Source organism: Bradyrhizobium barranii subsp. barranii (genome assembly GCF_017565645.3).
Lineage (GTDB): Bacteria > Pseudomonadota > Alphaproteobacteria > Rhizobiales > Xanthobacteraceae > Bradyrhizobium > Bradyrhizobium barranii.
In genome coordinates this window covers 6,430,945-6,450,337 of record NZ_CP086136.1, presented here as the reverse complement: position 1 = coordinate 6,450,337, position 19,393 = coordinate 6,430,945, and the positions used below count along the sequence as shown (strand labels likewise).

The following is a 19,393-nucleotide window of genomic DNA, read 5'->3' as shown; positions in this document are numbered from 1 at the left end:
TGACCAAAGGCGGCGTCTCGATCTCTGAAGTCGAGGAAATGTCCCTCGACGATTTCTACGGCTGGCTTGAAGACGCCACGAAGCTTCAGGCCGACATCAACAAGGCGATGAAGGCAAAGTAACATGGCGACCGGCTTCTCCGTATTCGTCAACATCGGGGGCAAGGTTAGCCCCAGCCTCAACGCCGCAGTCAACGCAGCGAAGACCCAGGTCAACAGCCTGGGAGCTTCGCTCGCTGGCATGGCTGCAAAAATGAACGCGCCGTTCGCGGCCGTAAACAAGCATCTCGCCGATACCTCGAAGCGTATGGCCGTGATGCAGCGGCATGGCCGCAACGCGACGCTCGGAGTCACGACGCCCGCCGCGTGGTTCGGCGCGAACATGATCAAGGACGCCGCAGAGTTCGCCAAGGCTGGCAACATGGTCGAGGCGTTGGGCGAAGCGACGAAAGAGCAGCGCCTTGAGCTTTCGAAGATGTCGCAGGACTTGGCGGGTCGGTTCGACGCCGGTGGCGCGACCGGCATCATGAAGTCGGCGACCGAGCTTCTGAAGGCGGGCTTCACGTTCGAGCAGGCGAAGGGCGCGCTTGAACAGGTCTTGGCCGCGTCTGCGCTGGCGGGCGATATGACGCCTGCCGATGTCGGCGCGTCACTGAGCAAGACCATCACGCAATTCCGCATGCCCATGAAGACCTATGAGCAGGCCGTCAAGTCTTCGACCGTCGTCACCGACCGCATGGTCTACGCCGCCGTGTCCACGGTCGCGTCCATGAAGGACATCTCGGAGTCGTTCAAGTATGCGGGCGGCGTCGCTTCGACGACCGGCAACTCGCTCGACTCCGTCACGGCGATGGTGATGGCGTTCGCCAAGGCCGGTGTGCTCGGATCGGAAGCGGGCGTCGCGCTGCGCTCTGCCATCGTGCGTCTCGTCAAAATGCCGAAGGGCGGCATGAAGGCATTGAGCCGCATCGGCATGAACCTTAGCGACTACACCCAGGCGCGCCCCGTCACCGCCGACACGGTTCTTGAGAACCTGAAGGCGGACGGCATCGACGCGAGCGGCGTGAAGACGCAGATCGCCGACGCCATCAAGAACAACAAGGGCGATCACGCCGGGTTGTCGGCCGCGATCACCAAGGCGGTTCAGGGTGCCATCGGCAGTTCGTCGGCGGTGGATGCCGACAAGATTTCGGACTCGGTCAACGACGCCGTCGCTGCGGCGGGGTCGAAGGTGGACATCACGAAGTTCATGACCGACCTGAAGAAGAAGATGGACGACGGTGTCGCGACGACCGGCGACATCGCGCAGATCCTCGAAGCGCGCCATATCTCGCGTTACATGGCGTTGCTGAAGGCCGATCTGCCCGCGATGATCAAGGAAGTCGAAGAGAAGTCGGACGGCTATTCGCAGCGGCAATACAAGATCGCCAACCAAGGCTTGCCCGCGATCTTGCTCAAGCTCGGCGCTGCCTGGGAGAAGTTCCGCAACACGATTGTGGACTCGGTCGGCAACGACATCGCCAACGCCTTCACGAAGCTTGCGGACACGTTGCAGAAGCTGTCGGAGACGAACCCGGCGCTGTTGAAGACCGGCGTCTACTTCGCGGCTGCGGCTGCGGCTGCCGGTCCGTTGCTCTTCGTCCTGGGCTCGCTCGGCCGCGTTGGGCTGCTCGCGATGCGCGGTCTGAACCTCGCTCTGCTCGGTGTGCTGTTGCCGTTCCGTCTGCTCGGCGGCGTCATCGCTGGCGTGGCGACGGCCGCTGTAGGCCGCTTGGCGGCGATGGCCCTGGGCTTCCGCATGCTGACCGCGCTTGGGGCAGCGGCGACCCTGTCGGCTCTCGGCGGCTCTCTGCTCGCCCTGGGGCGGTCGATCCTGCTCTTCCCGCTGACGGCGCTGCGCGCCATTGGCGTCGCCATGTGGGCGTTGGTTGCCAACCCGGTCGGTCTGATCATCACGGCGCTGGTCGTCGCTCTGACGGCTCTTAGCGTGTGGGTCTACAACAATTGGGCGGGGATCAAGGAGTTCTTCGCCGGGTTCGGTCAGGGCTTCATGGAAGGTCTCGGCCCCGCCGGTCCGGCCGTGAAGGCAATCTCGGACGGCTTGGCCTCGGTCTACAATTGGATGTCGCAGTTGCTCGGTCCGCTCGACGCGACCAATGCGAAGTGGCGCGAGTGGGGCCAGACCGTTGGCGGCGTTGCAGCGTCGGGCGTGCGGTCGGTCATCTCCGCGATCCAAAGCCTGATTGGCTTCTTCGGCGCAGCCATCGACAAGGCGATGTCGCTGGGCAGCGCGATCAAGAACATCTTTAGCAGCGGCGGCGGCAAGGGTGCCCCGGCGGGCGGTGCGGCCCCTGCGCCTATCGCTGGCGCTCGCGCGCTGGGCGGCCCCGTGAGCTACGGCAAGCCGTATCTCGTTGGCGAGCAAGGCCCCGAGCTCTTCGTGCCCGGCATGTCCGGCCGCATCGAGTCGAACGACAAGCTGCGCAGCCTGACCTCGGACGGCGCGGCAGCGGTCGCTAGTGCGAGCGAGAACAACACGGCCGTGTCGCGCACCAACACGGCGCAGATCACCGTCGAAGTGAACGGCGGCAACCCCAACGACGTTCGGCGGGCGGCTGAAGACGCGGTTTACGCGGCCTTCGCGCGGCTCGAGTCCGAGCAGCGTGGACTCTTGAGTGATTGATCATGCAGAGCACCGTCCTTCTCGCGCTCGGCGCGTACCGCTTCTCGATCAACACCGGCGCCTATCAGAAGTTCGACCGGACTTCCGCCTGGCGCTGGCCGTCCACGGAGCGGATCGGCATGGCCCCGGCACCGCAGTACGTCGGCCCCGGCGAAGACACGATCACGCTCGATGGCGTAATCTATCCGCACTATCGCGGCGGTTTGCGGCAGGTCGATCAGATGCGCGCGCAGGCCGGTCTCGGGCAGCCGCTCCCGCTCGTTACCGGGTTCGGACGATATCTTGGCAACTACGTGATCGAGAAGATCAGGGAGGGGCAAGAGACCCTGATGTCTGACGGCGCGCCCCGTAAGATCGAGTTCACGATTGATCTGAAGGCTTATGTCTGATGGAGCAGTATTTGACCATCGAAGGCGATACAGTTGACCTGATCGCCTACAACCGCTTCGGCGTCACGCACGGCGCGACGGAGGCGATCCTGCGCGCCAACCCCGGCCTCGCTGCGGCGGGGACGAAGCTGCCCCAGGGGATGTCCATCAACATTCCGGCCTTCACTGTGAACAAGGCGAACACGGCCGCGAGGATTTGGTCGTGACGCCCGCTGCCCGCATCCTGCTCGACGGCCGGGACATCACGGCCAACCTGATCCCGGCACCCTTCGGCCTGCCCTTGGAAGGCGGCGGCCACGTCATTCCCGGCGGCGTCCTGGGTGGCGGCCCGCTGCTCTCGCTGACCGTTCAGGACAATGAGGGCAAGAAGTCCGATAGCTGCGAGCTTGAGATCGACAATCGTGAGTACATCCCTGCGCCGGGCAAGGGCTCGAAGCTTCAGGTCTCGCTCGGCTTCGTCGAGACCGGCGTCAACTACATGGGGACCTTCCTCATCGACTCATGGACGAAGAAGGGGCGGCCCAAGATCATGACCGTGACGGCGAAGGCCGCAGGTCTGACCACGGAAATCAAGTCGCCGAAGTCGCGCTCGTATCATGAGAAGAGCGTCGATGACATCGTGCAGTACATCGCCGGACGCAACGGCCTGTCGGCCATCGTCAACGGCGAGGTCGGCGGGATCAAGATCGACCACATCGACCAGTCGAGTGAGTCCGATTTGAACTTCCTGACGCGCTTGGCGGGCCGCGTGGGCGCAAATTTCAAGCTCGCCGATGAAAAGGTCATCTTCAACAAAGCGGGCTCTGGCAGCCTTCCTAGCGGCGGCGCGGCCCCTACCTTCGTGCTGACCGAGATCGGCGTCACCGATTGGGATTGCACCGGCTCGACGCGCGGCGACTACAAGTCGGTCGAGGCCGCGTGGCACAACATCAAGAAGGGCGAGCGCGAGTGGGTGAAGGAGGGCGGCGGCTCGCCGGTCTTCCGCAGCCGCAAGCTGTTTAAGACCAAGGAAGAAGCGGAGGCGCAGGCCAAGGCCACGAAGGGCGCGCTCGCTCGCGGCAAGAAGGTCTTTGCCGCCAACTTCCTCGGTCGCACTGAGATGTTCGCCGGTGCCGGTCTCACGGCCATCGGCTTCGATCCCGACTGCGACGGCAGCTACACGATCAAGTCGGCGACGCATCGCCTGAACGATCAGGGGCTCTCGACGCGCATCTCTTGCGAGACTTCCGGCGAAGGAAGCGACGACTATTGGGGCGGCGGGGGCGGGGAGTAGGGCGACTCGAACGGCCCTGCGCAATTCGTTCCGCTCGGCAATCATGTTCTCAACAATTGGAGAACGTGATGTCGATCAGCATCAAGAACGGAATGGGCTTTCGGAATGGCGCGGCGATGCCGTTCGTCAAGAGCCCGAACCACGGCGGCGCTCTGAAGCCGCGCTTCATCGTGATCCACGATACCGCCTCGGGCCTCAAGGACGACGGCGACATTTCGTGGCTGACCAACCCGGCGGCGAAGGTCTCGGCGCATGTCGTCGTGAGCCGCCAGGGCAAGATCACCCAGCTTGTGCCGTTCAACGTCGTGGCGTGGCACGCCGGGCACTCCCAATGGAAGGGGCTGAAGTTCATGAACAGCTACGCGGTCGGCATCGAGATCGACAACCCCGGCAAGCTTCAGAAGGTGTCGGAGGGCGTCTACAAGAACGAAATCTGCACCATCGACACGAACAAGAACCCGTCGCTGAAGGTCGAGTACGCGAAGACCACGGCGCACGGTGCGGGCTATTGGCTGCACTACAGCCCCGAGCAGATCGCGGCCGTCACCGATCTGTGCGCCGCGCTCGCGGAGACCTTCAAGATCGAGGACATCATCACGCATTGGATGATCTCGCCCGGTCGGAAGATCGACACGAACCCGCTCGATCAGTTGAAGACTTCGGCGCTTCCGTACCATCCGGTCGGCCTTCTCTCGACCCCGGAGGAAGGCGAGCGTCACGACACCGACGAAGCCGGTGAAGAGCACGTCGCGCTAGATCCTCAGAGCGATGTGCGTGACGAGAGTCAGACCGCACCGGGCAAGCTGAAGGCGTTCATCAAGAGCAAGTTCACGGCCGTGTCCGGCCTGTTCGGCGGCCTGTCCATCACGTCCTTCCTGGGTGTGCTTCAGGATTGGAAGGTCATCGTCGCCCTGGGCACCTTCATCCTGATCGGCCTCGCACTCTGGATTTGGATGGAAAAGAAGTGATCAGGCAGTTCTTTGTGAGCTTGAACGACAAGCTCGGGCTCGGCGATCTGCTTTGGCAGATCGCCGCCTCCGACGTCGTGATCATTACGCTCGCGGCTCTCGTCTTCGTCTGCATGATCGTCGGCCACTTCCCGATCATCAGCAAGCTCAGTTTCATTGCGCCTTACGCGAGCGTGGCGGCGGCTCTTGTCTACGTCTTCCTCTCTGCGCAGGCGTTCCTTGTCGGCTACCGCTTCGCGGATGGCAGAGTCGAAGCCAAGGTATTGCGTGAGGCGATCTCGGTCCGCGACGGTGTGATCACCGGGCAGCGCGAGAGCCTCGACATGGTCTTCGACGCCGCCGAGACCGCAGTGAAGCAACGTGACGAAGCGGCGCAGCGCGCCCAAGAAGCTCAGGACCAAATCGATGAATATGAAAAACGCCTCAAGGGTCGCCCGAACGCTGCTTGCCTGCTCACTCCTGACGATTTCGCTGACGGCGTGCAAGACCACCGAAAGCGTTAGGCCGTCGCCGGACTTCAGCGTCCCGCACGAATCCACGCTCGTTCTCGACGAAGTGCCCGCGCCGAAGACTGCCCCCGGCATGGACGCGCGAGTGGCATGGAAGCTCGAAGAAGCAGCGCGCAAGGAAGCGAACAAGCGGCTCCGCATCTCTCGTTCCAACGTGCGCAACGTGCGCCTCAAAGCATCGGCCCAAGTCAAATGATCACGATCCCTGAATGGCTCATCGGCCTGCTCGGCAGCGGCGCCGGCGCAATCATCGCTCTGCTGATCCGCAATGCGGTGGCGCACGCGAAGAACGAGGCGTCTGCGAAGGCGGGGCAGGCCATTGCCAATGAGGCGAAGGCGGCAGCCGCCGAAGCGCGGCGGCTCGCCGCCGCGACCGAACGCGACCTCGCGCACTTCCGCGAGAAAGTCGCAACCGAGTACGCGACCGTCCAACTGCTCGACCGGATCGAAGAGCGGTTGGTCGGCGCGTTGGATCGCATCGGCGAGCGCTTCGATCAGTTTCTCTCGACCCAAGGCAAAGCAAAGTGACCACGGACAAACAGCGTAAGGAAACCATCGAGACCTGTCTGCGCGATGGGTTCGTGCCGTATCGGTCCGAGCATCGCGGCAAGGGCTCGGCCGTTCTCGAAGCGACGCGCCGCCTGAAGCTGAACAAGAACACGCTGACGGATTGGGTGCGGGCGCAGGACGCTCTCGCCAACCGGGGCGAGAAGAACCATCTGCCGGATTGGTCGCTGTACGCGGTGCCGGAAGACAAGCAGCCGCCGTCGCGGCGCGAGCTTCACGATAGCGCGTACTGGCGTCGGCGCGCGCAGGGCGTCGAGAAGGAACTGGCCGCCGTCGAGCAGATGCTTGAAGAGATCGGCGGCATCCGCAACCTTCAGGTCGCGCCGCCGGAATGGCTGTTGAAGCACGGCCTGGGCAAGCGCAACCGCGCCGTCCTCTCGATGCTCTTCACCGATCTTCACATGGGCGAGGTCGTCGATCCCGACGAAATCCTCGGGCTCAACGCTTTCAATCCGCAGATCGCGGCGACGCGCATCCGGCGCTTCTTCGACGCGGTGTGCGAGATCGGCCCGCGTTGGTCGGCTGACTGCAAGGTCGAGGGCCTTCTGCTCAACCTGGGCGGCGACCTGATCTCGGGCGACATCCACGAAGAACTGCGGATCACCAACGGCCTGACCTCGCATGAGCAGGTTCGCATGGTGGTGGCGCTGATCATCGCGGGCATCAAGTTACTGCTCAAGGTCTACAAGCGCATCCACGTTTCGTCGGTGCCGGGCAACCACGCCCGCACCACGTTCAAGCCGACCGCGAAGCTGTACTCGAAGCTGAGCTATGACACCCTCATTGCTCACATGGTCGCAGACGCCTTTAAGGGCGACGCTCGCGTGACTTTCCAGATCGGCGTGTCCAACGACGCCATCATCCCCGTGCTGGGCTACACGGCCTTCCTGACGCACGGAGACAAGATGGGCACCGGCGGCGGGCAGGGCTTCGCCGGTCCGCTTCTCCCCATCGTGCGCGGCACGAAGAAGGTCGAGGCGCAGCAAGCCAGGGCGCAGCGTCGGCCGGACATCATCATGCACGGCCATTATCACCACTCGGCCAATCCCGGCCCGGTGTTCTCGAACGGCGCGTTCCCCGGCTACAGCGAGTACGGCAACGGCCTGCGCGCCTCGCTCGAACTGCCGCAGCAATGGTTCTTCCTGATCCATGAGACCTGGGGCGTGCGCGAGCGGTGCGAGATCAAGCTCGAAACCCCGGCCGTGCCGAAGCGCCCGGCAAGCTCGATGCCGAAGGACATGGCGGCATGAAGCAGGTCGGCGCGTACTTCTGGAACGTGCTGATCGCCATCGATCAGCTTGGCAACGCGCTGCTCGGCGGCTGGCATGACGAGACGATTTCGAGCCGCCTGGGCAAGTCGATCCTGAAGGGCGGCTGGGCATCGACGGTGCCTTGGCCGGTCTGGCTTTACGATCACTTCATCGACTCGGTGGAGCCCGACGAAGACTGGAATAAGGGCTACTGAACCGATCTCGCGCTGCGGTGCAAAGCGGGCTCTCCTGTCTCTGACTTTCACAGGAAAAGCCCGTGTCCCGCGAGAACCCTTACGCCGTTCCCTTCGATGGTCCCGCCCTCGATTGGGTGCCGATTGTCCCGAGCGCGACCGCTCTGGCGCAGCCCATCCGCGCGATCCGCGCGAACACCGATGGCACCGTTACCGTCACCATGAAGCGCACCGGCGCGAGCCGGACGCTCAACTTCGTCGCCGGTGAAACGCGGACCCTTTGGGCGACGCACGTCACCGCCGCGACCGCGACCGGATTGGAAGGCGCGATCTAATGCGTCTCGGTCTCGGACTCGGAATCGTCCGCTCCACGGGAACGGTACTCGCGCCGCCGCCGGGCTATGTCTTCGTCGTCGATAGCGACGGGTTCATTCTCGTCGATAGCGACGGGGCCTTCCTGATCGACAAAGCCTAAGAGAACGGCCCGCACATGCAGACCCGCAACGCAGCTTTCGCGCTTAGCCTTCGCAAGCGTTTTCTGAACACGATCTTCTACGTCGGCGATAGCCGCAACGCGATGAAGTATCTTGATCCGCTCAAGTACAACAAGGCGGCGAACGGCTGGGCGAATTGGATGGAGGCTTACTGCCGTTCGCAGGGGCGTCCGCTGATCTGTCTCGGCAATGTCGCCGTCTCGGGAACCTTCCCGTCTCAATGGCAGGCGCAGGTCGATGCGGCCATTGCCTCGGGCGCGCGCTTCATCTGCTTCACCGGCATCATCAACGCCATCGCGCAACAGACCCCGGTCGGTAACGTCGTCCAGGGCAACCTCGACTTGATGAAGAAGTACATCAAGCAGGTCAACGACGCGGGCTCGACCGCTGTGCTTTGGTGGGAGCGCGGCGCGAACAATTTCAACTCGACGCACATCGCGAACATGAACGACTACAATCGTCTCATGGTCGATTTCATTCAGTACGGCGACGACGATGGTCGCGGCCCGCCTGATGTCTTGGTGCTCGACCAGACGCCGTTCTCGAACAACACCGCGAGCAACGGCACCATCGCGCTCAAAAACACCTATGATGGCACGCACGACGACACCGCCGCAGGCCAGATCATCGGTCTCGGCTGCGGCACGATCATCCTGCCGCATCTTCGCCCGATCCCCGGCCATCGCCTGGGCGCTGTCAATCAGTCAAAGTCCGGCTATGGCGCGCGCTCGATGTTCTCGCAAGCTGGCTTCCCCGGCTCGGTCGCTGCGACCGGCAACGGCAACAGCGGCAACGTGCCGACCGGCATCATCACGAAGGCATGCACCGGCGGCGTGACCGTCGTGTATTCGGTCCAGCCGACGCAGGCCGACGCGAACGGCAACACCTTCGGTCAGGAAATCAAGATCGTCGCGACTGCTACCGCCGCCGGTGCGTTCGGCTGCTACGCCGCGCTCGACCGCACCGGCGTCAAGCAGGGCGTCGTCGTGCGCGGTGGCGGCGAAGTCGATCTTGCGCCCGGCGCAACCGGCTTCGCGTCTGTGCTCGCCGATCTCGAATGGTTTCCGTCCACCGGCGGCTACGGCCCGGTCTATGACATGCTCGCTGCTTCGAACCTGGGTAACGATCCCGGCAGGGGCTTCACCGGCATCGTCTATGAGCCGGACGGCATGGTCATTCCGGCGTTCACCGGGACGCCGTTCACGAACCTCGCTTTCGGCGGCAACTTCAATGGTGCCGGGCAAGCGACGATCATTTTGCGCAAGTGGTGGGCGGAAATCGCCAGCCGGTAAGGAGAACGACCATGATGATTCCGATGATTACGAACACGGCGACGAACGAGGGACGTGCTGTGACCCGCGAAGACGGGCGCACTGGCAAGATCGGCGAGACGCACGCGGACGAAAGCTTCGACGTGATCTTCGACGACAACGGCGGGACCGTCACCTATGACGAGCCGATGCGTATGGTGTTCAGCTACACCGACGAAATCCCGGTCTGATCAGTCGAGCGCGTGAACGCGATCCTGCGCGGTCCACACGCAGGACTTCTCTCCCTTCGGCCGAACGCAGGCAAGCACCGCGTTCGGCACTTCGACCACGAAGACCTCCGTGCCCTTGCCGAACGACTTGCATCCTTCGGCCGCACCCTTCGCAACCCCAGCTTCAAAGTCAGCCTTCGCAGTCTGCAACACGGCGCGCATGCCATCGAGCGTCGGGCAGGCCAGGGCGGTCGTGTGAAGGACGCCAGACTGGCCGACTTCCAATCGCTTCGCCGCGTGCGCAGAGGCAGTCGCGGCGAGCAGGGCGGCGGCAATGAGGGCTACTCGAATGGGCATGTCACGGGCCTCCTAATCGCTACTGTAAGCCATCGCCGTTGAGGCGGACGACTTCCGCAACTGACTTGGAGCACAGTCATGAAGAAGTAAACCCCTTCTCATGTCACCTTAATCGAGCCTGTTAAATCCGAGACCCGATCTCGTTCTGACGGCGGCCTTCGTACCCGCCCGGCAATGCAAAAGTGTCGCACTCGTTCCGACGACCGCGATCCGCAAAAATGCCTTGAGAACGATAAGGGGGCCGTGGGCGACACGGCTTTGAGAGACCCGCCGGGGAGACCCGCGCGGGTCTCATGTATTTATGGCCGTTGACCACAAATGATCTGGTCTGCCCGTGTGCGGTGCGGCGTCTGTACAAGCGCACGCGATCATCGTGCTTGCGCACCATGAGCCGGTATCCTCTTCGGCCGCCACGAGTGGGTAAAAAAGCCCGTACGTCTCGGAAAGGCTTTCGGATAGATCGCGCAGGTTCTCAATATCCCATGATCCATCTACCGGGATTTTGATTACGCCAAGTGGTGAGTTTGCCATGTTTCCCCCTCTGCGAGCCTAGCGGCACTCGGGGAGCGGTCCAAAACGAATCCGAGTTGATTCAGGCCGTCTCTTCCTTTTTCCTTGATATCTTCGGCGGCGGCTTTGGCTGATCGCTCATAATTAGAAATTGCAGGTAGAGTTCGCGGCCGTAATACACGCCGAAGCGGTGCGCGCGGTACAGAAAGACGCTTCCCACAACTATCAGACCGAAGGCGGCCCACCAGAGGGACTGCGTAAGAGCGAAGACGGTGAGGACCAGCATGGCGCTCGCGAGACCTCGGTTAAGCCCGTAGTTCCCATTGAACGTATCGATCCGGCTCGTCTGCCCGTCCTTCATCACCTTGGCGTAGATTTGCCGTGAGATCGGCTTCCACGTCTTCACATCCATGCCGGTGACCTTTTCGACGCAGAACCCCATCAACACCTGCAACTTTTCTCTGAGCTGGTTGAGCTGTTCCGGAGCAAGAAGAGTCTGATCCTCTCGCACGATCCAGTCGCTGGGCATTCCGCCGAACGCCTTCCACATAAGCCATTCGACTGCATTGCCGACCGCAGCAACGAGGTGACCGGCGGCATACGAGAGCAAGACAAAGATGCCAAGTTGGCCAACGCTCACGCCGTCTTTCGTCAGCGCACCGCGCAGATCGGGGATGAAGAAGAACAAGCCGAACAACATCGCACTGCCGGGAATGATGATCCCGACCTGTTCGTAAAAGCTCAGTTTGGTAATGCCTCTACTCTTCTTGCTCACCGGGATATGCCACGTTTGTCAGTTTGCCAGGCCAAGGGTTCGGCGAGTTCTTGTGCGCGCGAAATGCGCTGTCCTCGGTCGTTGCTATGAAAGCGCCACGGTGACGCATCGCGCGGATCACCGCGTTACGGGGATGGTCGGTATCTTCCTTGGCAGAGCTGATGAGAGCGTAAAAGGTCTCGCTGCCCTCTGGGACCATCGCACGCAGGCGCTGACCGAGCCAACGATCACATATCTCAGTCGATAGATTGCGCCGTCCGCCGTGGTGCGGGACTTGAAACTGCTGCACGCCGGGCAAGAACAAGCCTTCGTAGGGAGCATGGTCCGCCGCTTCGGTCATTCCCTCGCGCCCCGCATCACCGGTAAGAACAATGTTGTCGCCCGCAATGTTGGCCCACTGCACAACACTCATTTCATTTTCGACGCTCGTGTCTTCGCTTGAGAACCGTTCGGAGCCCCAACCATCGCGGACCATCCGGGCCATGGCTTTTATCGGCTGCACCAAGCCAGCGAGAGCGCCTCCCAGTCCGGGCGCGAGTTGAGGCGTGCGATCGGACCGCAGGATCAACCGGCCGTATCGCGCAGGCGAGGGAGTCAGCACAGTGAAGGCGCCAATCTTCCGTCCCTGGAACGGCTCTTGGATGTTGATACCGCGCTTCTGCGCGATCTTCTCTAGCTCGGCGATGTACGGATAGTCGTCGCGGAGACGCTGCTGCAGCGTGGCCACCGACTGCATGCGCGGGAAGTGCTGAATGAGCTGATCCGCGTAAATCCACGGTCTCAGCATCCAGAGCGTACCGACCGGATAGTATTCCAGGATCGGTGCCAGACCTTCGGCGTGATCTTGATCCGGGTGCGTCACGACCATGTGGTCGATGTACGGGACGTGCCACTTATCGATGTGCGCAGCTAGTTCCGCTGCGGTGCTGGTATATCCACCATCTACGACGTGCAGGACCGGCGGCATGCCGCCGATGGAGTACCGGATCGTGATGCAGTCGCCGCTTTTTGAAGTATGAACCGGGATAAAATCTATCTCGTAAAAATCCGCCACCAAGTCGCCCCATATTTAGTGGTTAATGGCCTCCTGGCCCCCTTTATATGGAGTTCCGTTTCCGGTTTGCAACCCCGGCGATTTCCGGATGGAAATTACACCCGCTGTTCACAGCCTTGACCCTTTCCCCGATTGTTCTCGATTTGTTCTCATGGCTGTGGAAACAATCGGCGAGGCTTGGCAGCTCGGCTGGCGCATCACCGCGCGGTGCGCGTTCGGCAATAACGACGGCATGCGCTCGATCCGGTCGTGCATCTATCAGTACGATCTCGATCTCAGAACGCTGATTTGGACGCGCGGCGCGGCCTTTCCCATTTCGGACCTTCCGACTAGACTCAAATGCCCGAGCTGCGGATCGCGACGTGTGGCGCTCGTCTTTCACATGCCACGAGAACCGCAGGTCAAGAAAGCCAGGAGGGCCGGGTGACCCCGGAGTTCGCGAGCCGACGTAATCCGATTACGACTCATGGCCTGCTGACTTGAGCTATGGCGGAATCTGGGTGATGACGGTGTGAGGAAGGCGGCGTATCGAGGCGGGTGACGAGCCTGCCAGAACCTCTCGAGGAGAGCGATACGCCATGACCGAGACTACCAATGTTCTTGCTTTCCGTCAGCCGTCCGCGGTTGATGATCCACTGACCGATATCGTTCGTGCCGGCGCGCGGGACCTGCTTGCCAGGGCGATCGAGATCGAGGTTGGCGCGTTTCTGGCCAGCACGGCCAATCTGACGCTGCCCGACGGTCGAGCGCGCCTGGTCCGACATGGGCACGGTCCGGTGCGCGAGATTGCGACCGGCATCGGTCCGGTGGAGGTCGCTCGTCCCAAGGTCCGCGACCGCGGAGCGAGCGGGCCAGGCGACCGCCTCCGCTTCAGTTCGGCAATCCTGCCGCTATGGGCGCGGCGGACGAAGAGCCTGGATGCCTTGATCCCGGTCCTCTATTTGCGCGGCATCTCGACCGGCGACTTCCAGGAGGCGCTCTCGGCGCTGCTCGGCAAGGATGCGCCGAACCTGTCGCCTTCGGTGATCGCCGGCCTGAAGGCCGATTGGCAGGTCGAGTACGAACGCTGGCAGAGACGCGATCTGTCGGCGCGTCGCTATGTCTACATCTGGGCCGATGGCGTGTACCTGCAGGCCCGCATGGAAGATCACAGCGAATGCATGCTGGTGCTGATTGGCACCACGCCGGAAGGCAAGAAGGAGCTGATCGGCTTCCAGGTCGGCGTGCGCGAGAGCGCGCAGAGCTGGCGCGAACTCCTGATCGACCTGCGGCAACGCGGGTTACGGATTGCCCCGCAACTCGCCATCGGCGACGGCGCCCTCGGCTTCTGGAAGGCACTGGACGAGGCCTTTCCCGGCACGCGGCACCAACGATGCTGGTGCCATAAAGTGAGCAACGTACTCGACAAGGTCGCCAAATCCGTGCAGGGCCCCATGAAGAACGACCTGCGGAACATCTATCTGGCCCCACACCGGGCCGAAGCTGAAACCGCGATCGACGTCTTCGTCGAGAAATACCACGTCAAATACGGACGTGCGGTGGAGTGCCTGATCAAGGATCGCCATGCGCTGCTCGCCTTCTTCGACTTCCCTGCTGAGCACTGGATCCACCTACGCAGCTCGAACCCGATCGAGAGCGTCTTCGCCACGGTGCGCCACCGAACGGTGCGGACCAAGGGATCGCTGTCGCAACAAACTGCAAAGCTGATGGTGTTCAAGCTCATCGACGCCGCATCGAAGACCTGGCGGCGATTGAAGAGCACGAACCAGTTGCCGAAAGTCATCGCCGGTGTAAAGTTCATCGACGGAATCGAAGTCATTCCGAACACTGAAAGCCACGCCGCCTGATCAGGCCGCGTCACCCAAAATCAGCCATAGCTCTGCTGACTTATCTGTAGCGGCAGATCGGCTGCGCACCGTTCATTGAATCGGATAAAAGAGACCTCTACTGAGAGGGGCGAATCATGAGGAAGTGCTTATTGCTGATGACCGCTCTTGCTGCGTCCACTTGCGTGGCAAGCGCACAACAGAAATCCTGCGAGTATGCGGGACAATCGTTCTCTGTAGGTGCCACGATCTGTGAGTGCCCGAGCGTAAAAGCTCAAAACGTAGATTGGCAGGGTGACAACAGCCACATCACTAGCCGTCGCTTGATTTGTAATGCGGACCAGACCTGGGGCGACAGCAACACCCATTGCATCGATATGACTACCCAATACACATCGAAGCTATATGACAAATATATGCAGCATTTCTGCCCTCGGCTGCCGGTCAACTTCGCCGAGATTCAGAAGGCCGTGGACCAAGAAACTGCGAAGTTCGTTGAAAAAGCGCCGAAGAGCACTCTAGTAACAATGCTCGAAGGCATTTGTCGTCGAGTAAAGTTGGAAGCTCAATGTAAGCCCCTTGTAGACGTGCTCAGCGTGCAGTGATGAGTGCAAAACTAGCTGTTGGCTATAGCGCCTACCTGAGCCGCGCCCGCTCTGCTGGGTTGAGCTGGCCGCTTCCGGAGGGAATGACCGATGAAGACCTGGAGCTTTTGCTTTTCCCGGCCCCACGACCAGCGTCTCAGAGCCCGCAGCGGCCGGTGCCCGACTGGAGCTACATCGATAAAGAGCTCCGCCGGCGCAACGTAACCCGTCGCCTGCTCTGGGAGGAGTATCGCGCCGTTAATCCCGACGGTTTCGGGTACACGTGGTTCTGCACTACCTACGAGGCCTGGAAGGGGCGGGTCCGACCTTCGATGCGGCAGATTCATCTGGGCGGCGAGAAGGTGTTCGTGGATTTCGCCGGCGACACCATCGACATCGTCGATCCCCTGACCGGGGAAGTGCAGCCGATGAAGCTGTTCGTCGCGGCGATGGGCGCTTCGAACTACACCTACGCCGAGGCCTGCCCCAGCGAGAGCTTGGCCGACTGGATCCGGGCCCACGTCAACTTGTTCACGTTTTTGAGCGGAACGCCGACGTTCGTGGTCTGCGACAACCTCAAAGCCGCCGTCAGCAACCCCGACCGCTACGATCCCGGCCTCAATCGCACTTATGCCGAGATGGCGAGCCATTACGGCACGGCCATTCTCGCCGCACGGCCGCGGCGCCCAAAAGACAAGGCGAAGGTCGAGGTCGCGGTGCAAATCGCCCAGCGCTGGATTCTGGCCCGGCTGCGCAATCAGCGCTTCTTTTCCCGGGCCGAGCTCAACGCCGCCATCAAGACACTCGTCGACGAACTCAATGCTCGTCAAATGCGTGGCTTCGGCTCAAGCCGCGCCGAACTGTTTGCCGAACTCGACAAACCCAAGCTAACCCCGCTGCCAGATCAGCCTTATGCCTTCGCACGCTGGAAGCGCTGCCGCCTCGCTCCCGATTATCATGTCGAGGTCGACGGCCATTGGTACTCCGCGCCGTATCGTCTGATTGGCGAGCTGGTCGATGCCCGTATCGACGATCGGACGGTCGAGATCTTCCACAAGGGCCAGCGGATCGCCAGCCATGCCCGCGCGCCCAACCGACGCGGACACACCACCATCGCCGACCACATGCCGAGCGCCCATCGCCGCTACGGCAAATGGACCCCCGCCGCGGTGATCGCCGCCGGCGAGCGGATCGGTCCTTCGACAGCAGCGTTTTTCCAGGCCGTGATCGACGCCCGGCCCCATCCAGAACAAGGCTTTCGAACCTGCCTTGGCATTCTGGCGCTCGTCAAAAGCTACGGCGCCGAACGCCTCGACGCAGCCTGCCGGAGGGGCATCCTCATCAAGGCGCGCTCCGTCGCCTCGATTAGATCGATCCTCCAGAACGGCCTCGATCGCACGTTCTTCGACGAATCTTTCGAGCACCAGCCCCTGCGCCACGGCAATATCCGCGGACGCGACTACTTCCACTGAAGCAAGGAGAGACCCGGCATGCTTAACCACCCAACCCACGAACGGCTGATCGAGCTTGGCCTGACCGGAATGGCCAAGGCCTTCGAGGAGCAGCGCCGATCGCCCGATCTCGAAGCCCTGCCGTTCGAAGATCGCATCGGCCTGTTGGTCGACCGCGAAGCCGCCGAACGCGACACCAGGCGGCTCACCACGCGCCTCAAGATCGCCGCACTGCGCCAGACTGCTTGCGTCGAGGACGTCGATCTGCGCACCCCGCGGGGCATCGACCGCGCCGTTTTCGCCAAACTCGTCGAAGGTCGCTGGATCGATCGCCACGAGAATTTGCTCGTCACCGGGGCAACCGGCCTGGGCAAAAGTTGGTTAGCCTGCGCGCTCGGCCACAAGGCCTGCCGCGACAACCGATCAGTCCTCTATCATCGCGTTCCAAGGCTGTTCGAGGCGCTCGCGCTCGCGCGCGGAGACGGACGTTACGCCCGGCTCCTCAAAAGCCTCGGCCGCGCTCAGCTTCTGATTTTGGATGATTGGGGACTATCGGTGCTCACCGCCGCGGAACGCCGCGATCTGCTCGAAATCCTCGAGGACCGCCATGGCCGCGCATCCACCATCGTCACAAGTCAGCTCCCCGTGGACACCTGGCATGGAGCCATTGGGGACCCCACGGTCGCCGACGCCATTCTCGATCGCCTCGTCCACAACGCCCACCGCCTCCAGCTCACCGGAGAAAGCATGCGAAAACGCAGCGCCAAAACCATCACCCTTGACGGCCAACCAGAACACTGACTCTATCTCCCATCGGCCGTAGCGGGCTGCTCACGATCGTCTGAATTCAGTGCTCACGATCGCGCGAAATCGATGCTCACGATCCGTGAAATCCGCAGGTAACGTCGCCAAATGGTTCCCTCCGAGCGCACCAACCTCGAAAGCCGATCGATGGAGAGACCGGCTCAGGGAGCCCAGGTCTTCGCCGTTCGGCCGTCCCCGCCTGACGGTTCGAGTGTAGGGCTGGCGGCTCGGCGTGATCGCCGTCTGCAACAGGGCACTCCAACTGAACATCACGCAGGTTGCTCGTCACCGCGGCAACGACACCAGTAGCCAGACGCCGGCGGCCGCACACGCAATGCCGGCGGCGCGCGCGATCCATCGTCCGATCGGCGTAAGTTTCTCCAACAGGACGAGCAGGGCCAAAAGCGCAATCCAAAGCACGTTCATCACCCCGCCTACGAACAAAAGCGCCATCAGGACCCAGCAGCAGCCGACACAATAGCCTCCGTGCCGGAGCCCCAGCAGCAGGCAGCCTCGCAGGTCGTCGCGAAAGCCACCGTGGCGCATCAGGAACAGAAATGGCGACTGGCATTGGGCGAGACAGACGTCCTTGAGCGGTGTCCATTGATAGACTCCCGCCGCGATCAGCACGATTGCACTGAGCAGATTGCTGGCGATCGTCATCCGGGAATCCAGCAGGACTGCCCGCTCGATCGCCCATTGGAGTAGGGTTGCTGCCAGCGAAAAGCCGCCCCAGGCGAGGAGATAACCGGCCGCAAACGAGCCGGTCGCAGCGAACGGCTTGCCCTGCGCTTTCCCCTGTCGACCCACGCGGGCGTACATGAGGATCATGGGCGCTGCCGAGGGTGCCATCATTCCGACCATCATCACCACCCACATCAGCAACACATACGAGAACTCGATCGCTCGCCATGGCTCGCTCGCCGGTAACATGATTCCGATCCCGGCCGGGATCATGCGGAACCCGGTCATGTCCATGCCGCCCATGTCCATGTCCTTGGCGAGCCAAAGCACATAGCCCCATGCCAGCGCGACAATGATCCCGATCGCGCCGCCGACGATCCAGCGATCGCGCCGCAGCACGGTCTCCAGGGGGCCGTCGGTCATTTGCGATAAGTGTTGCCGGCCTTCTCGCAAGGCCGGGTCAGGAGTTGCATCACGCCTGGTTCGACCAGCGGATCGGCGCATAGAGGCCGTTCTTGCCGGAATTGTCCCAGCGCATGCCATGGTCGCTGAACGTATTACCGGCGGCGCCGACTGCCATCACCATCCTGTCAGGGCTGACTGGATGGCCGATGTTGGCCCACATTTCCCCGCTCGGATGCATGGTCGGCAACGGGTCGACGGACATGTGCAGAATGCCAGGGATTTCCGCGGACCGCGTCTTGCCCTCGATTCGGAATGTGATCGGGACCTTGCGAACCCCCAGGTTCTTGCTGATCAGCGGTGTGAACGCGGCCATCGGACCACCGGCGCCGCCGGTGAAGATCGCAGCTAGAGCCTCGGTCTGCTCATCGTTGGCGCGCTGGTCGATATAGGCGGCCACCGACCAATCTCCGTCTGCCATGATCCCCGGCGCGTGGAGGATGACCAGGACATTGAGTCCATCGAGCTCGATGTTGCCGTAGCGGCCGCTCTCGACGTGGAAGATCAGCGGTACGTTACAAAAGCCCTCGGTCGGTCGCGCGGTCAGTGGAGGAGCCGCCGACACGAGGCAGGGACACACGATGCTGCAACTGCAATTCTCGAAGTAGTCGCCGGAAAGGTGCCATGGGACATCTGCCATCGCTATCTCCCGCTAGGCCGAACCCGTTAGATCACTTTCGAATGAGCTACGTGGAGTTGAAAGTTACGCTGCGTGGCGAAGTCCCGCAAGCTGAAGTCCCGCAAGCTATTGTGAGGCTCGGTCAATCGACTGGAAAAAGCACCTATCAGCTGGAGATCCACCCAAACTCTTTGCCCATTTCCGCAAGCCATTGAAACTTCAATAAATGCGACCGCCCTCCGAACGCGCCAAACGGCGGATCGCGCCGTTTAGCCGGGGTAGGGGCCTGTTTCTGCAGAAGTGCCCTCTCTGATCAAGTCGATGATCTGATCATAGAACATCAGACGAAAGTGGCTGCATCGGACGAGATGCGTCTGAGCGAATCTATTCAGCCAATCCGATTTGCCGAGATTGACCACGGCAGCCTGGCGCGGCGGCGGTCCCCAATCGATTGTGTTGAA

The 19,393-nt window shown here is 62.1% G+C and carries 22 protein-coding genes and 1 pseudogene; 18 read left to right on the top strand and 5 right to left on the bottom strand.

All coding sequences use genetic code 11. The annotated features are described in order from the left end of the window. Positions 1-123: 123 nt before the first annotated feature. The 13 genes from J4G43_RS31320 (at position 124) to J4G43_RS31260 (ending at position 9,827) form a co-directional block, all read left to right on the top strand. Positions 124-2,682, top strand: coding sequence for a phage tail tape measure protein (locus J4G43_RS31320; RefSeq protein ID WP_208087336.1), 2,559 nt, complete (start codon positions 124-126; stop codon positions 2,680-2,682). Positions 2,683-2,684: 2 nt separating this feature from the next. Next, positions 2,685-3,071 carry a phage tail protein gene (locus J4G43_RS31315; protein WP_166342171.1) on the top strand — a complete coding sequence of 129 codons (387 nt, stop codon included), beginning with the start codon at positions 2,685-2,687 and terminating at the stop codon, positions 3,069-3,071. Between the two features lie 11 nt (positions 3,072-3,082). Beyond that, on the top strand, positions 3,083-3,277 hold the full coding sequence (locus J4G43_RS31310) for a tail protein X (protein WP_225005225.1): 195 nt from the start codon (positions 3,083-3,085) through the stop codon (positions 3,275-3,277). Beyond that, positions 3,274-4,344, top strand: coding sequence for a phage late control D family protein (locus J4G43_RS31305; protein ID WP_225005224.1), 1,071 nt, complete (start codon positions 3,274-3,276; stop codon positions 4,342-4,344). The genes J4G43_RS31310 and J4G43_RS31305 overlap by 4 nt, the downstream gene beginning before the upstream one ends. 68 nt (positions 4,345-4,412) lie before the next feature. Beyond that, on the top strand, positions 4,413-5,312 hold the full coding sequence (locus J4G43_RS31300; RefSeq protein WP_208087334.1) for an N-acetylmuramoyl-L-alanine amidase: 900 nt from the start codon (positions 4,413-4,415) through the stop codon (positions 5,310-5,312). Continuing rightward, entirely contained in the window at positions 5,309-5,815 is a 507-nt protein-coding gene (locus J4G43_RS31295; RefSeq protein WP_208087333.1) for a hypothetical protein, read from the top strand. The genes J4G43_RS31300 and J4G43_RS31295 overlap by 4 nt, the downstream gene beginning before the upstream one ends. 198 nt (positions 5,816-6,013) lie before the next feature. Continuing rightward, positions 6,014-6,349 (top strand): hypothetical protein, encoded by a 336-nt coding sequence (locus tag J4G43_RS31290; RefSeq protein WP_208087332.1) that lies wholly within the window; start codon positions 6,014-6,016, stop codon positions 6,347-6,349. Next, the gene (locus J4G43_RS31285; RefSeq protein WP_208087331.1) at positions 6,346-7,638 is read left to right on the top strand and encodes a hypothetical protein; all 1,293 of its coding nucleotides are present in this window, start codon (positions 6,346-6,348) and stop codon (positions 7,636-7,638) included. Before J4G43_RS31290 ends, J4G43_RS31285 begins: the two co-directional genes overlap by 4 nt. Continuing rightward, entirely contained in the window at positions 7,635-7,853 is a 219-nt protein-coding gene (locus tag J4G43_RS31280) for a hypothetical protein (RefSeq protein ID WP_028152681.1), read from the top strand. Before J4G43_RS31285 ends, J4G43_RS31280 begins: the two co-directional genes overlap by 4 nt. Before the next feature lie 62 nt (positions 7,854-7,915). Continuing rightward, on the top strand, positions 7,916-8,167 hold the full coding sequence (locus tag J4G43_RS31275; RefSeq protein WP_028152680.1) for a spike base protein, RCAP_Rcc01079 family: 252 nt from the start codon (positions 7,916-7,918) through the stop codon (positions 8,165-8,167). After that, the gene (locus J4G43_RS31270) at positions 8,167-8,307 is read left to right on the top strand and encodes a hypothetical protein (RefSeq protein ID WP_208087330.1); all 141 of its coding nucleotides are present in this window, start codon (positions 8,167-8,169) and stop codon (positions 8,305-8,307) included. The genes J4G43_RS31275 and J4G43_RS31270 overlap by 1 nt, the downstream gene beginning before the upstream one ends. 15 nt (positions 8,308-8,322) lie before the next feature. After that, positions 8,323-9,618 (top strand): hypothetical protein, encoded by a 1,296-nt coding sequence (locus J4G43_RS31265; RefSeq protein ID WP_208087329.1) that lies wholly within the window; start codon positions 8,323-8,325, stop codon positions 9,616-9,618. Positions 9,619-9,629: 11 nt separating this feature from the next. Beyond that, positions 9,630-9,827, top strand: coding sequence for a hypothetical protein (locus J4G43_RS31260; protein ID WP_028152677.1), 198 nt, complete (start codon positions 9,630-9,632; stop codon positions 9,825-9,827). Here the strand turns inward: J4G43_RS31260 and J4G43_RS31255 are convergent, their stop codons facing one another. From J4G43_RS31255 to J4G43_RS31245, 3 genes are all read right to left on the bottom strand, one after another. Further along, entirely contained in the window at positions 9,828-10,163 is a 336-nt protein-coding gene (locus tag J4G43_RS31255) for a hypothetical protein (RefSeq protein ID WP_028152676.1), read from the bottom strand. A gap of 592 nt (positions 10,164-10,755) precedes the next feature. Then, complete coding sequence (locus J4G43_RS31250) at positions 10,756-11,448, bottom strand: hypothetical protein (protein ID WP_208087328.1); 693 nt, start codon at positions 11,446-11,448, stop codon at positions 10,756-10,758. Further along, on the bottom strand, positions 11,432-12,502 hold the full coding sequence (locus J4G43_RS31245) for a ComEC/Rec2 family competence protein (RefSeq protein ID WP_208087327.1): 1,071 nt from the start codon (positions 12,500-12,502) through the stop codon (positions 11,432-11,434). Before J4G43_RS31245 ends, J4G43_RS31250 begins: the two co-directional genes overlap by 17 nt. A gap of 88 nt (positions 12,503-12,590) precedes the next feature. Here J4G43_RS31245 and J4G43_RS31240 point away from each other — a divergent pair, with 88 nt between their 5' ends. The 5 genes and pseudogenes from J4G43_RS31240 (at position 12,591) to istB (ending at position 17,164) form a co-directional block, all read left to right on the top strand. Next, entirely contained in the window at positions 12,591-12,929 is a 339-nt protein-coding gene (locus J4G43_RS31240) for a hypothetical protein (protein WP_225005222.1), read from the top strand. Positions 12,930-13,080: 151 nt separating this feature from the next. After that, entirely contained in the window at positions 13,081-14,349 is a 1,269-nt protein-coding gene (locus J4G43_RS31235) for an IS256 family transposase (protein WP_038952271.1), read from the top strand. Positions 14,350-14,486: 137 nt separating this feature from the next. Continuing rightward, complete coding sequence (locus J4G43_RS31230; RefSeq protein WP_208087326.1) at positions 14,487-14,933, top strand: hypothetical protein; 447 nt, start codon at positions 14,487-14,489, stop codon at positions 14,931-14,933. A 29-nt stretch (positions 14,934-14,962) separates the two neighbouring features. Then, positions 14,963-16,384, top strand: a pseudogene (istA, locus tag J4G43_RS31225) (IS21-like element ISFK1 family transposase); the annotation flags it as partial. A gap of 18 nt (positions 16,385-16,402) precedes the next feature. Continuing rightward, positions 16,403-17,164, top strand: coding sequence for an IS21-like element ISFK1 family helper ATPase IstB (istB, locus tag J4G43_RS31220; RefSeq protein ID WP_011090937.1), 762 nt, complete (start codon positions 16,403-16,405; stop codon positions 17,162-17,164). Positions 17,165-17,452: 288 nt separating this feature from the next. Here the strand turns inward: istB and J4G43_RS31215 are convergent, their stop codons facing one another. Together J4G43_RS31215 and J4G43_RS31210 are read right to left on the bottom strand one after the other, a co-directional pair. Beyond that, a complete protein-coding gene (locus J4G43_RS31215) occupies positions 17,453-18,274 on the bottom strand; it encodes a DUF2182 domain-containing protein (RefSeq protein WP_208087325.1) in 822 nt (273 codons plus the stop codon). A gap of 49 nt (positions 18,275-18,323) precedes the next feature. Next, complete coding sequence (locus J4G43_RS31210) at positions 18,324-18,953, bottom strand: DUF1326 domain-containing protein (RefSeq protein ID WP_208087324.1); 630 nt, start codon at positions 18,951-18,953, stop codon at positions 18,324-18,326. Positions 18,954-19,393 lie beyond the last annotated feature (440 nt).